Annotated in this window: 11 protein-coding genes; 2 read left to right on the top strand and 9 right to left on the bottom strand. The window is 68.5% G+C overall.

The features are described 5' to 3' along the window. Positions 1–87: 87 nt before the first annotated feature. Positions 88–2,442: a replication restart helicase PriA gene (gene priA, locus ACTOXK_RS00855; protein ID WP_482278445.1), complete on the bottom strand. Its 2,355-nt coding sequence runs from the start codon at positions 2,440–2,442 to the stop codon at positions 88–90. Between the two features lie 379 nt (positions 2,443–2,821). Between priA and ACTOXK_RS00850 the strand changes: the two genes are divergently transcribed. Next, positions 2,822–3,685: an Rpn family recombination-promoting nuclease/putative transposase gene (locus ACTOXK_RS00850; RefSeq protein ID WP_482278446.1), complete on the top strand. Its 864-nt coding sequence runs from the start codon at positions 2,822–2,824 to the stop codon at positions 3,683–3,685. On the opposite strand, the gene ybaK is transcribed toward ACTOXK_RS00850, so the two are convergent. The 3 genes from ybaK to ACTOXK_RS00835 are packed head-to-tail and all read right to left on the bottom strand — an operon-like array spanning position 3,664 to position 6,415. Then, complete coding sequence (gene ybaK / locus ACTOXK_RS00845; protein WP_482278447.1) at positions 3,664–4,149, bottom strand: Cys-tRNA(Pro) deacylase; 486 nt, start codon at positions 4,147–4,149, stop codon at positions 3,664–3,666. The genes ACTOXK_RS00850 and ybaK overlap by 22 nt on opposite strands. Before the next feature lies 1 nt (position 4,150). After that, positions 4,151–5,023: a lipoprotein intramolecular transacylase Lit gene (locus ACTOXK_RS00840; RefSeq protein ID WP_482278448.1), complete on the bottom strand. Its 873-nt coding sequence runs from the start codon at positions 5,021–5,023 to the stop codon at positions 4,151–4,153. Beyond that, a complete protein-coding gene (locus ACTOXK_RS00835) occupies positions 5,024–6,415 on the bottom strand; it encodes a carboxylate--amine ligase (RefSeq protein WP_482278449.1) in 1,392 nt (463 codons plus the stop codon). It abuts the gene before it with no gap. Between the two features lie 410 nt (positions 6,416–6,825). Here ACTOXK_RS00835 and metK point away from each other — a divergent pair, with 410 nt between their 5' ends. After that, positions 6,826–8,094, top strand: a complete 1,269-nt coding sequence (metK, locus tag ACTOXK_RS00830; RefSeq protein ID WP_482278450.1) for a methionine adenosyltransferase — start codon at positions 6,826–6,828, stop codon at positions 8,092–8,094. 241 nt (positions 8,095–8,335) lie between these two features. On the opposite strand, the gene ACTOXK_RS00825 is transcribed toward metK, so the two are convergent. The 5 genes from ACTOXK_RS00825 to ACTOXK_RS00805 form a co-directional block, all read right to left on the bottom strand. Then, positions 8,336–8,749 (bottom strand): PaaI family thioesterase, encoded by a 414-nt coding sequence (locus tag ACTOXK_RS00825; RefSeq protein WP_482278451.1) that lies wholly within the window; start codon positions 8,747–8,749, stop codon positions 8,336–8,338. A gap of 76 nt (positions 8,750–8,825) precedes the next feature. Continuing rightward, positions 8,826–10,292, bottom strand: coding sequence for a hypothetical protein (locus ACTOXK_RS00820; protein WP_482278452.1), 1,467 nt, complete (start codon positions 10,290–10,292; stop codon positions 8,826–8,828). A gap of 12 nt (positions 10,293–10,304) precedes the next feature. After that, positions 10,305–11,918 carry a glutamate--tRNA ligase gene (gene gltX / locus ACTOXK_RS00815; RefSeq protein ID WP_482279822.1) on the bottom strand — a complete coding sequence of 538 codons (1,614 nt, stop codon included), beginning with the start codon at positions 11,916–11,918 and terminating at the stop codon, positions 10,305–10,307. Positions 11,919–11,998: 80 nt separating this feature from the next. Then, entirely contained in the window at positions 11,999–12,460 is a 462-nt protein-coding gene (locus ACTOXK_RS00810; RefSeq protein ID WP_482278283.1) for a hypothetical protein, read from the bottom strand. Positions 12,461–12,576: 116 nt separating this feature from the next. Then, positions 12,577–13,536, bottom strand: coding sequence for a DMT family transporter (locus tag ACTOXK_RS00805; protein ID WP_482278282.1), 960 nt, complete (start codon positions 13,534–13,536; stop codon positions 12,577–12,579). Positions 13,537–13,552 lie beyond the last annotated feature (16 nt).

Raw genomic sequence — 13,552 nt, 5'->3', positions numbered from 1 at the left:
ACGCCTCGGCCTGGCTCGCTCGGGCCGACTGCCAACCGTCACGCACCTCGGGCTCGGCAGCTCAATCGCCAACCGTCAGGCGCTTCCCTACAGCAGGTCCATGGGGTCCACGTCTACAGCGGCGTTTACGTGGGGGTTCGCCTTGCGGGCGCGGAAGAGCTGGGTGAGGGGCGCGGACAGGTCGGCGCCCAGGGGCGCCTTCACGACGATGTGGTAGCGGTAGGTGTTGCGCAGCTTCCCCAGGGCGCAGGGCACCGCCGGCAGCACGGTCCAGCGGGAATCCCCCACTTCGCTGCGGATGTGCTCGCTGATCTGCGCGTGCAGCAGCTCGGCCTCGGTGGCCACGGCGTGCTCGTCGGCGCCCCACACCAGGACGTTGGCCAGGGCCATGTAGGGCGGGTACCCCAAGAGCTTCCGGCGCGGCAGCTCCGAGCGCAGGAACAGGGCCCGGTCGTAGCGGGCCGCCGCTTGGATGGCCACGGCGTCGGCCTCGTAGGTCTGCACGAGCACGCGCCCGTCGAGCTCGGCACGGCCGGCGCGGCCCGCCACCTGCTCGATGAGCTGGAAGGTGCGCTCGCCGGCCCGGTAGTCGGGCAGGTGCAGCTGGGTATCGGCGTTGATGACGCCCACGAGGGTCACATCGTCGAAGTCGAGGCCCTTGGCGATCATCTGGGTGCCCAGCAGCACGGCGGCCTCGGCGGCGCCGAACCGCTCCAGCAGCTCCTGGTGGGCGCCCTTGGCCTTGGTGGTGTCGGCGTCCATGCGGATGATGGGCACCTCCGGCCCCACCCCGGGCATCTTATCCAGCAGCGAGCGCAGGTCGGCCTCCACCCGCTGGGTGCCGGCGCCGAACTTCTTCAGATAGGGGCTGCCGCACTCGGGGCAGACGGGCGGCGCGGGCACGCTGTGGCCGCAGTGGTGGCACACCAGCTTGGCCCCCTGCTCGTGATAGGTGAGGCTCGTTGAGCAGCTCGGGCACTCGGGCACGAAGCCGCAGTCGCGGCAGAGCAAGAACTTCGCGAAGCCCCGCTGGTTCAGCAGCAGCACCGCCTTGCGGCCGGCCGACAGCTCCTCGGCCAGGGCTCGGGTCAGGCGCCCCGAGAACATGGAGCGGGCGCCCGAGGCGAACTCCGCGGCCATGTCCACCACCTCGATGGCGGGCATGGGGCGGCCGTTGGCCCGCTCGGGCAGGGCCGCGCTCGTCCAGCGCGGGTTCTTCGCCACCTGGTAGAGCGCCTCGATGGAGGGCGTGGCGGACCCGAGCACCACCGCCCCGCCGGAGCGCGCCATCATCCACTGGGCCACGTCCCGAGCCTGGTAGCGCGGGGCCGAATCTTGCTTGTAGGAGCCCTCGTGCTCCTCGTCGATGACGATGAGCCCCACGTTGGCCAGGGGCGTGAACAGGGCGCTGCGGGCGCCCACCACCACCCGGGCCGCGCCGCTTCGGATGAAGTCCCACTGGTCGAAGCGCTCGCCGGCGCTCATGCGCGAGTGCATGACGGCCACAGTAGCGCCGAACCGGCCGCGGAACCGCCCCACGGTCTGGGGGGTGAGCGAGATCTCGGGCACGAGCACGATGGCCGTGCGCCCTTCGGCGAGCACCTCCTCGATGGCCCGCAGGTACACCTCGGTCTTGCCCGAGCCGGTCACGCCGTCCACGAGCACCACGCGCCCCTCGGCCGCCACCCGGGCCTCGCCGATGGCCGCCAGAGCCGCCGCCTGGCCGGCGGTGAGCACCGGTCGCGCGGGGGCCGCGGCTGGGACGGCGGGAGCGACGCCTTCCATGCCGCGCATGCGCCGGCGCCGTTCCACGACCACGGCCCCCTTCGCCTCCAGCGCCTTCAGCGTGGAAGCCACCGATCCGAACTCGCAGGCCAGCTCGGCCACGCGCACGTCGCCGGCGCCCACGGCGGCCAGCACCTGCTGCTGCCTCACGGCGTTCTTCCGAGGTTGGAACTGGTCGAAGGCGGGGCCCTGGGTCACCCAGCGGTCGTCCACCTCCCCGATTTTGGGCTCTTCCAACCGCCAGCGCCCGTCGCGTCCCCGCACCATGCGCGGCACGGCCCCCGGGGGCGTGAACAGGCGCACGCAGCTGGCCAGGGGCGCCACATAGCGCTCAGCGATGTACTGGGCGGCCGCGGCCCCCTCCTCGTCGAAGTACGGGGCCGTGAGCACGGCCTCGATTTGGCGCAGCTCGGCGGCGGCCAGGGGGTTGCCCCACAAATCGGTGCCCTCATCGGGAGAGGCCGCGGCTTCTTCCATGGCCACGATATAGCCCACGGCCTTGCGGCCGCCCAGCGTCACGAGCACCGCGCACCCCACCTCGGCCGGATGGGCCGCGCCCGGCCCCTCCCCGGCCGCCATCTCGTCGGACACGGCATAGGAGTAGGGGGCATCGAGCGCCTGGGTGGGGATATCGACTATGACGGAGGCAATGTACATGGGGTGCAGTATACCGCAACCGCTCCTGGCTCAGCGAAGACGCGGGGTGTTCTGACCGAGCGAGTTCCGCAGCGACTGAAACAGCCCGGTGGGCTGTTTCGCAAAGCGAGGACTGTTTGAGCGAATCAGAATACCGCGCGGCTCCGCTCCCGAAAGGCGCTGCTTTACCCCGTGAGGTCAGCGTAGGCGCAGGCGACGGCGGCGGTCATGCCGGGAATCCCCCACGGCTTCGAGGCGATTTGCGGGCGACCAAAACGGGACAGCCGCAAGGCGCCAACGCGGTTTGTGGACGGTTGCCAGCGAGACATTCCCGCGAACTTTTTACGGTTCCGGGAAAGTAAGCTATCGGCCAAGCAAATCATGCGAAAGGAGCACGCCCATGGAGATACGAGACCTCGTCTTCAGCGACGGCCCCATGTTCCAACGGCTCATGAGCAATGCGGATATCTGCCGCGGCGTGGTGGAGCGCGTGCTGGGCACCAAAGTCGTTGAAGTAGAGAACATCGTGACAGAGCAGGTCATCGAGCCGAGGCTCGGGAGCCACGGTATACGGCTCGATGCCGTGCTCGCCGCAGACGGCCGCACCTACGATGCGGAAATGCAGAGCTACCGAAAGGGACGGCTCGCAAAACGGCTGCGTTACTATCAGGCTTCGCTCGACATAGCAACTCTAGGACCGGGGCGTGCCTATGACACCCTCCCCAACACCTATATCATATTCATTTGCACCGATGACTTCCTGGGGACCGGCCTTCCCGTGAGCACCTTGGACATACGCTGCGACGAACGGTCCGATTTCCGTTGCGATCATGGCTTCACATGGGTTATCCTAAACGCAAGTGAATGGGTGCAGATGCCCAAGGGCCTTCTGCGCGATTTCCTGAAATTCGTCGGCACAGGCAGGGCAGCTGAGGGCGACCCGCTCTTATCGCTGATCGAAAGAGAGATGCATCATGCCAATGCCGATGCGGCGTGGAAGGAGGAACTCATGCCCTTTCTGACCATTGAGGACGACGCGCGCATTCAAGCTCGCATCAGCTACGAAGACGGGATGGCCGAAGGTTTGGCCGAGGGCAAGCGCAAGGGCATCGAAGAGGGTCAGGAAACACTTGCGGCCCTTATCCGCCAGTTGCTCGCCGAGGGGCGTATCGAAGATATCGAGCAGGCCACCGCTGACCCCGCTGCCCGCGCCCGGCTCTGCGAGGAGTTCGGCCTTTCGGCTCAGACGGTGAGGTCGGCGTAGGCGAAGGGGACGACGGCGGCCAGATCGTCGGGGGCCATGCGCACCTGGCAGCCCACCTTGCCGCCGGAGAAGTAGATCTCGTCGAAGAGCTGGGCCGTCTCGTCCACGAAGGTGCGGAAGCGCTTCTTCATGCCGATGGGCGAGCAGCCGCCGTGCACATAGCCCGTGAGCGGCAGCAGGTCGCGGGATCGCACCATGGCCACAGCCTTCTCCCCCGCCGCCGCAGCGGCCTTCTTCAAATCCAGCTCGCAGGCCACGGGCACGAGGAACACGTAGTGCTCGCCGGACTTGCCCTCGGTGACGAGGGTCTTGAACACGGCGTCCACTTCCTCGCCCTGGGCCCGGGCGATCTCCACCCCGGTCATCGCGGGGTCGGCCTCGAAGAACAGCGCCTCGTGGGACAGGCCGGCCGCATCCAGCTCGCGCAGGGCGTTGGTCTTGTGGTCTTTGGGGGCGCGGGCCATGTTAGCGACGCTTCCCCTTCTTCCCCTTCTTAGGACTGCGGGCCGCCTCGGCGGCCTCTTGCAGCGCACGGGCCTGCACTTGGGCCCGCCAGGCGGCCACGCAACCGCCGGCGAAGCACAGCAGCCCCAGGCCCACGGCCGTGGCGAGCCACACGGCCCCCATGCCCATCCAGAAATCGAGGGGGTACATGGAGATGAGCAGCGAGTCGGCGCTGAACGTCCAGGTGCCGTCCACGAAGAACAGGGAATGGAACGCGGCGAACAGGCCGTTGAAGTCCACAACGCCCCACAGGCCGAGCACCACCAGCAGCGCGACCAGCAGGGCCGGGCCCATGCGCAGCATGAAGGCGAGGGCCGCCCACTGCCGGCGCACCCCCAGCAGCACCCCCACGATGAGCGCGGCCACCCCGATCATGCCGAGCCACGAGCTCACCCCCACGATGAGAACGTTGCAGTCCTCCAGATGGTCCATAGCCGCTCCGTCCAGGGCGTAGCGATCCGACACCTTCGCCAGGGCATCCATAGTGGCCAAAGACGATCCGTCGCCGGCCAGGGCCTCCCGCGCCCCCTCGCTCCACCCGTCGGCCTTCGGCGCGCCGGCCTCCGAGGCCTCCCGGGCCGCGGCCACCACTGATGCGGCCAGGCCCTCGGCGGCCGCCTCCGCATCCCCGTGGGGGTCAACGGTGAAGGCCCGGGTCGCGCCGGCCAGTTCCACCAGCTGCTCGTGGGTGTAGGGGGAATCCTCCCCCGTGCTCACGGCCCCGGCCAGGGCCGCCGTGGTGGCCGGCAGGCAGCAGGCGGCGAAACCGCACACGAGCAGCGTGACGGCCAGCACCGTGGCGCCGATGCCGGCGAGAATGCTGTTCGATCCCATTTACAGCTCCAGCCCTTCTACGCCCTCGCAGTCCACCCAGATGGTGGCGGCGGTCATGCCCTCGTTGGTCTTCGAGATGGTGGGGTGCGGCCCCAGCCGGCTGAACATGCCCTGGAAGCGGCCGTTGTACAGGTACAGGCCGTTCAGGTTGTTGTAGGGCACCGGATCGCTGGTCACGGCCCCGTCGGGCATAGCCAGAATGCCCGCATCCGGCGGCAGCGTGTCGGTCTTGAAGGGGCGGATGTAGCGCTGCACGATGAAGGGGTAGCCGGCCCGCCCGTTGGCGAACTCGTCGATGACCCGTTCCCACTCCCGTTGGCTCACCTCGCAGCCGGCGTACACGTTGTCGGCGCCGTAGTGGTCGGTGGGCTTCACGATCCACTCGTCCTTGTTGGCGCGAATCTGGGCGAGGTTCACCACCGACTCGTCCAAAAAGGCGGTCATAGGCACGGTCTCCTCCACAAAGGCGATCTCCTCCTCGGTGAGGAAGGCCTGGGTCTCGGGGGCGAACAGCACCTCGAACAGCTGCTTGTCGTGGACGATGTGCCCCGAGAACGCTCCGATGAGCGCCACCTTGCGCGCCCGCACCGCGTTGATGAGGGCCTGGGAGTCGTCCCAGAACTCCAGCACGTCGTTGGTGACCGAGCGGCGCCAGATGGCGTGCACGGGCAGCCCGTCGGGGGTCGTGAGCACCTCGCCGTCGAAGGCCAGGTCGCGCACGTCGGCCACCACGCAGTCCACCCCGGCCTCGCGGAACTTCTCGGCGAAGATGTGGAACTCGTCCACCACGCCGTTCTCCAGGTAGTCGCAGATGGCGATGCGCGGGTGCTCCACCTTGAAGCGGTAGGTGTCGTAGATATCCAAGAAGGTGCGCACCCAGGGCTCGAACAGGTCGCAGCCGGCCACGGCGTGGTTCTCGGCGAACACGCGGAAGGTCTCGGTGCCCGTCACGGCATGAGTGATCTCGCGGTTCTCGTTCATGCCCGCGCTGCCGTCGCCGTTGAACTCGCAGAAGTGGATGCGGTAGTCCTCCTCGTTCAGGAAGGTGTCCACCCGGGCGAAGGGCAGCACCGCGTCGTAATCGCGCGGCAGCAGAATGAGCTCCACCAAGCGCTCGTCGAAATCGAAGAGCTTGCGGTACTCCTCGTCGGACCGGTAGCGCTCGATGACCTTGCAGAGCACCCGGTGGCTCATCTCGGCCGTGCGCTTCATCACCTCGTAGCTCTTCTGGTTGAACAGCCGCGGCACGAAGGAGGAGGCCACCACCTGGTGGTGCACGATGGCCGTGGAGTTCTGCATGTACTCGAAGGCGGCGCGGCGGTCCTCCACCGCCCCGTCGAGCTCGTCGATGATCTGGAAGTACGCGCGGGTATAGTCGGCGTTGGTGGGCATGGAGGCTCTTTTCCTCGGATCCGGTACAACAGGGTAAGTGTAGCACGACCGCGCGACGGCGCGGGGAAGGCGTAGGGGAGACGTTGGCCGCCCTCGACCGGGCGAGCCGCGGCGGAGCCGCCCGAGAGCCGCCACGCAACCGCCGCAGGGCCGCCGCGACGCCCCGTCCCTCCCCTTCCGCCGCCTTCCGTAGGGTTTCTGTAGCCTTCGCCTCGGCCGTCCTTGCGCGGGCGGCCCTTCCCCGTTACCATGGGCAATCGCGCCCGTGCGTGCCCACAGGCCCGCGGCGCACCCAGTTATCCAGAGTCGGGGTAGAGAGTTGGCTCGCCGATCCCGACACCAACCTGACGCGCCTCGCCCACGGGCGGCCGCCAAGGTGGTCCGGCCAACAGCGATACGAAAGGAATCTCATGAGCGAGAATCGCACCAGCTACCTGTTCACGTCCGAGTCCGTCACCGAGGGCCATCCGGACAAGATCTGCGATCAGATTTCCGATGCCATCCTGGACGCCATCCTGGCCAAGGAGATCGCGCTGGCCGAAGAGGGCTACGTGGCCCCCGACGGCAACCCGGCCGACCCTTCCAAGATGCGCTGCGCCTGCGAGACCCTGGTGACCACCGGCACCGTGTTCGTCACCGGCGAGATTCGCACCCAGGCCTACGTGGACGTGCAGTCCATCGTGCGCGACGTGGTGTGCGGCATCGGCTACGACCGCGCCAAGTACGGCTTCGATGGCAACACCTGCGCCGTCATGAGCTCCATCCACGAGCAGTCCGCCGACATCGCCCAGGGCGTGGACGAGTCCTTCGAGGCCCAGCGCGATGATACGGCCGCGGCTGACCCCTACGAGACCGTGGGCGCCGGCGACCAGGGCATGATGTTCGGCTACGCCTGCAACGAGACGAGCACCCTCATGCCCCTGCCGATCTTTCTGGCCCACCGCCTCTCCGAGCGCCTGACCGCGGTGCGCAAGAACGGCACCCTGGACTTTTTGCGCCCCGACGGCAAGACCCAGGTGTCGGTGCGCTACGTGGACGACGCGCCGGTGGCCGTGGAGAAGGTGGTCGTGTCCACCCAGCACGCCGAGGACATCGAGCAGGACGCCCTGCGCGAGGCCATCATCGAGACCGTCATCCGCCCCGTCTTCGAGGCCGAGGGCGTGGCCATGGCCGAGGACTGCGAGATCTACGTGAACCCCACCGGCCGCTTCGTCATCGGCGGTCCCATGGGCGACGCAGGGCTCACGGGCCGCAAGATCATCGTGGATACCTACGGCGGCATGGGCCGTCACGGCGGCGGCGCCTTCTCGGGCAAGGACTGCACGAAGGTGGACCGCTCCGCCGCCTACGCCGCCCGTTGGGTGGCCAAGAACGTGGTGGCCGCGGGGCTCGCCGACCGCTGCGAGGTGCAGATCGCCTACGCCATCGGCGTGGCGAAGCCCGTGAGCGTCATGGTGGAGACCTTCGGCACCGAGAAGGTGCCCACCTCCGCCATCGAGGCCGCCGTGGCTGAGGTGTTCGACCTGCGCCCCGGCGCCATCATCGACGCCCTGGATCTGCGCCGCCCCATCTACCAGAAGACGGCCGCCTACGGCCACTTCGGCCGCGAGCTGCCCGAGTTCACCTGGGAGGCCACCGACCGCGCCGCCGATTTGCGGAAGGCCTGCGGGCTGGAGTAAGGGGCGCAGCGAGGGGCACCATCCAGTCGGGACCGCCCCTCGGTCGGGACCGCCGGGTATTCCAATTCGCTCAAACAGTCCTCGCTTTGGAGAACAGCCCACTGGGCTGTTCTCGTCGCTGCGGAACTCGCTCGGTTGGAACACCCGACGTTCCCTCTACGCTTTCACACTGTTGCAGCAGAAGGGGCCCCTGATGGGGCCCCTTCTCATACGTGATGCCGGAGGCGGCTGTCGCGGGCGGCTACTCCCCTTCGCGGTAGACGGTGGTGGTCACCCGCGCGATGCGGCGGCCCGTGTCGTCGGTGACGTCGGTGGTGTAGAAGCCGAGGTGACGGCCACTCTTGTCCACGTTGCAGGTGGCAATGAGCCGAGTGCCCCGCGAGGCGGACATGTAGTCGATGGCGCTCGAAACCGACACGCTCGGAGCCACGCCGATGTTGCTGGCCAGGGCCAGGGCGAAGTCGGCCAGGGTGAAGATGGCCCCGCCCATGACGTTGCCGAGCGCGTTGCGGTGGTGGTCCTGGATGTCCAGCTCCGCCACGCCGTGGCCCACCGAGCCCTCCACGATGCGGCAGCCCACGTGCTCGGCGAAGCGGTCGTGGCCGAAGAAGTCGTTCAGCTCGTCCAGGGTGGGGTAATCGGACAGCGGGGGCATGGGGCCCTCCCTTCTTGCAAGAAGCGCTCCAGCCGGGGCGGAAGCGCTTCGATAATCGTGCCTATATAGAACCGGCCTAGTTCTCCAGGACCGGCGTGGCCGTGGCGGCGAAGAGCTCCAGGTACTGGCCGTCGACCACGGTGACGGTCTGCTTGCCGCCGGGGATGATGTACTGGGTGTCCACCACGGAGTCGTCGTCGAAGTCGAGGTCGTCCATGACGTAGGCGGCGCACTCGTCGGTGACCTCGGGGTCGTCCACGGGGGCCGCCGTGATGGTGTAGGTACCTGCGGGGATATCGATGCCCACGCGGTAGCAGCCGTTGCCGTAGGGCACCGTCGGGTTGACGGAGGTGGACGGCGCCGGCTTCATGACGGCCCCTTCCACGCCGGGCTCGAAGGCGATGAGGTCGCCCTCGTCGAGCTCGACGAAGTAGTTGCCCAGGTACTGCACGCTGTCATCAAGGTCATAGGCGTTGCCTTTGCCCGTGGCGCTATCGCCATCGAAGACGTAGTAATGGCTCAGGAGGTCGCCGCCCTCCAGGGCGTAGAGGCCGGCCGGAATGGCGCCCTCGGGACCCACGGTGTAGTAGCCCTTGGGGCAGGTGCCGTCGGCCGCGGGGGTACCGGCCTCGAAGCCCTCGGTCTCCAGGAGGCTGGTCACCTCCTCGTAGCTGAGGGCCATGGTGGTGGCACCGTCGGTGTCACTGTCCTCGGGCGTGTAGTAGTCGCCCTCCGGCGGCCAGTTGTGGTAGGGATCGTCGTAATCGTAGTCGTAGCCGTAATCGTCGTAGACGTAGTCGTTCACGCTCTCGTAGCCGGCCACGGTGAGCCCCACGCAGCTCACGCAACCGCCCAAGCCGATGACGAGGCCCACGGCAAGGCCCAAGAGGAACCAGGGCCAGCGGCGCTTCTGGCCGCCTGAAGCCGGCGGCTCGTAGCCGTACACCGGCGCCGGGGGAACCGGCGGCGTCGGCGGCACGGCCCCGTAGGGCTGCTGGGGCACGGCGCCATAGGGCTGCGGGGCCGCTGCGCCATGGGACGGCTGCCCGGCGGCGGCCCCGTAGGCCCGCTCATAGGCGCTGTAGCCGGGTGCGGGAGCCGCAACGGCGGGCGTCGGGACGGCCTGGCCGTAGGGCTGCGCGTAGGGCTGGGCAGCGGGCTGGGCCGGAATGCCCACCGCATAGGGCGCGGTCGGCTCGGGAGCCGGGGCCGACGCAGCGGCAACGGCCTCGGGCGCCGGCCCCGGCGCGGCGGGACGATGGGCGGCGAAGGGGTTCGACACGTCGGGCGCCGCCGGCTGCGCGGGAGCCGGAGCCGCGGGAGCGGCTTCGGCCTCGGCCGTCACCGGTGCGGCAGCGGCAGTCGGCTCGGGCTCCGTCACGGCCGCGGGCTCGGCCACAGGGGTCGTCACCTCGGGCTCGGGCGCGACCGTCGGAGCCGCTTCGGGTGCCGCAGCGTTGGGCGCGGCAGCCTCAGGCGCAGCCGCCACGGGCTCGGGCTCGGCCTCGGGCGCCGGGGAGATCTCGGGGTTCTTCTCGTCCATGGGAAGGCCTTTCTACTTGAAGACGTGGGCGACCACCGCATCGATGCGGGCCACCACGTCGGCGGGATCCATGAGCATCATGGCCTCGAACAAGGGCGGCGACACCATGTTGCCGCAGATGGCCACGCGCAACGGCTGGAACAGAAGCTTCGGCTTGAGTCCCGCTTCCTCGCCGGCGGCGCGGCAGAGCTCCTCTAAGGCCTCAGCGTCCCAGGGGTTGTCGTCGTCAGTCAGGATGGCGCGGCAGATGGCCAGGGCCTCGTCGGCGCGGGCCCCTTCCTTCAGCAGCACCTTCTGCACGCTCTTCTCGTCGAGCACCACCGAGTCGCCCCAGAACAGGAAGGCCAGCTTGGCGGGAATCTCGTCCAGGCGCGCCAGGCGCTCGGCCACGAGCGGGTACATGGCCTCGTAGAACTCGGGGTCGTCGTCCACGTCGGCCAGGCAGGCCTGCCACGTGTCGGCGTCCACGCCCTCGCCGGGCACGCGGGTCACGGCCGCGGCCGCAGCCGCCTCCTCCTTGGTGGGCGTGGGCACCTCGGTGATGCCGTCGGCCACGTTCGACCCGTCCAGATTGGTCTGGGCGAGCCACGGCTTGGCCGCCTCGCGCCAGGCGGCGGCGCCCATCTCGCGGATGTAGACGCCGTCCATCCAGTCGAGCTTCTTCTCGTCGAAGATGGAGTGCTTCTTGGTGATACGGTCGAGCGAGAACGTGCGGCAGAGCTCCGCCGGAGGGATGATGGTGGTCTCGCCGTCAAGCGACCAGCCGAGCAGGGCGAGGAAGTTCACGAGCGCCTCGGGCAGGTAGCCCCGGTCGCGGTACTCCTCCACGTTGGTGGCCCCGTGGCGCTTGGACAGCTTCTTGCCGTCGGCCCCCAGGATCATGGAGAGGTGCGCGAACAGCGGCACCTCGGCGCCCAAAGCCTCGTAGATGAGCACCTGGCGCGGGGTGTTGGACAGGTGGTCGTCGCCGCGGATGACGTGGGTGATACCCATGTTCACGTCGTCGCAGACCACGGCGAAGTTGTAGGTGAAGGTGCCGTCGGTGCGGCGCAGGATCATGTCATCCATGACGTCGATGGGGAAGCTCATGTCCCCGTAGACGGCGTCGGCGAACTGCACGGGCCCGTGGTTCTCGGGCACGGCGAGGCGCCACACATGGGGCTCGCCGGCGGCGATGCGCGAGGCGGCCTCCTCGCGCGGGATGGCGCGGCAGGTGCGGTCGTAGCCGCCGTAGCCGCCCTCGGTCTTCTCCGCCTCGGCCCGCTTGGCATCGAGCGTCTCCTTCGAGCAGAAGCAGGGGTAGGCGGCCCCGGCCTCGATGAGCTTCTCAAGCGCCGCCTCGTAGGTGTCGGTGCGCTGGGTCTGGAAGTAGGGGCCGCACGGGCCGCCCACCTCGGGACCCTCGTCCCAGGTCAGGCCGAGCCAGTCCATGGCCCGCAGGATGATCTGGGTGTTCTCCTCGGTGGAGCGCTCCGGGTCGGTATCCTCGATGCGCAGGATGAAGGTGCCCCCGGTGGCGCGGGCGAAGGCCCAGTTGTAAATGGCAGTGCGGGCGCCGCCGATGTGCAGCTTGCCGGTGGGAGACGGCGCGAAGCGAACGCGCACGGGCTTGTCGGTGGTGGTCATGGAACTCCTCGGAATTCAGTCGTATACGGGGTCGATGTAATCGCCGACCAGTATAGCACGACCCTCGCCCGCGACCTTCCCTACCCCAATTTCCGCACAGGCTCGGACAGACGGCCCACGGTGATGGGCAGGTCAGCCAGGATCGCCAGGGCCTCGTCGGCCGTGGCCTCGGCTCGCAGCCGCTGGCTCATATTAAGCCCCTCCCGGTCGAAGGCCTCGGCCGCCGCAGCCGCGTAATCGCACTTATGGGCGTCATTGAGCGCCTTCCAGGGAATGTCGGCGAACCAGCTGGCCACCTCTTCGTCCAAGGGCAGGCGCCCCTGCAGCAGCAGAGCCGCGATGACCGGGTAGCCGGCGTAGCCCTGCCAGTAGGTGGCGCTGTCGTTGGATCGGTAATGGCCGTCGTCGTCCCACGTCACCGTGTACTCCTTCGATCCGTCCGACGAACGCACGGTCAGTCGGTGGGGCGCGAGATCGAACCGCTCGTCGGCCAGCACGCTGTAGGCCTCGTACACTTTCTCAAGGGGCGGCAACTTCTTCATGGACAGGCTCCTTTCCTGCATGGGAAGCCCATCATAGCGCTCGGGCCGCGCACCCCGCAGGCAGAGCGTCCCTTCGTTTCCAAACGAGAACCCGTGGCGGTCGGACCGTCACTCCCCTACGATACCGGCGGGGCAGCCGCTTCCGAAACCTGCTCCCCCTTCGCGCCCGAGAGGGACACGAGGGCGATCATAGCGGCCATGAGAATGAGGCCGAGCCAATCGGCCCCCGAGAACGCCGTGCCGAGCCACAGCGCGGCGATGATCATGGCGCCGGCCGGCTCGGCCACGCCCAGGAGGCTGCCCTTCACGGAGCCGACGAGGGACACGCCGTAGAGGAACAGGCCGAAGGCGGCGAAGGTGCCGAGCAACCCCACGCCCCCGATCAGAGCGAGCCAACCGACGGCGTCCAAGGCCGGAACGAGAGAAGAGCCTGCGCCGCCGCCCGCGGCCTGGACCACCCACACGAGGGCCGCCGCGATGCCGCTGATGACCATGCCGCAGCTGATGATGGTGACCCGGTCCCACCGGCTGTACAGTCTTTGGGGCGCCATGATGTAGAGGGTCTCGGACAGGGCGTTGCCGATGCCCCAGGCCAGGCCTGCCACGGGCAGCACGATGACGCCCCAGTCACCCTGGGTGGCGATGAGCGTTGCGGCGGCCAGGGCGCACACCAGGCCGATGAGATCGGGCAGTCGGGGCGCCCTACGCAGCTTCAGGCAGGTGAACAGCATGACGAACACCGTGCAGGTGGCCTGGAGCACCGTGGCCGTGCCGGCGTTGGTGTACTCGATGGAGATGGCGTAGGTGATCTGACTGAGGTAGAGCCCCACGCCGAACAGCAGCAGAGGCCCGCAGGCCGCCCGGGCACCGAGCAGCGACAGCAGGGCCTCGCGGCGGGTGACCAGCACCACGGCGATGAACAGCACCGCCGCCACGGCGGCCCGCACGAAGGAGATGAACGACGAGGTGATGGCGTAGCTCTCCCCCAGAAACTGGATGCAGGCCCCCGAGAAACCCCACAGCGTGGCCCCGCCCAGCGTGCAGGCCACGCCCCGCCAGAAATGGCTCGTTCCCATAATCGTCCTCTCTCAC

Source organism: Adlercreutzia sp. (genome assembly GCF_056795635.1).
Note: the sequence above shows the minus strand (reverse complement) of the source record. Positions and strands in the feature narration are given on the sequence as shown.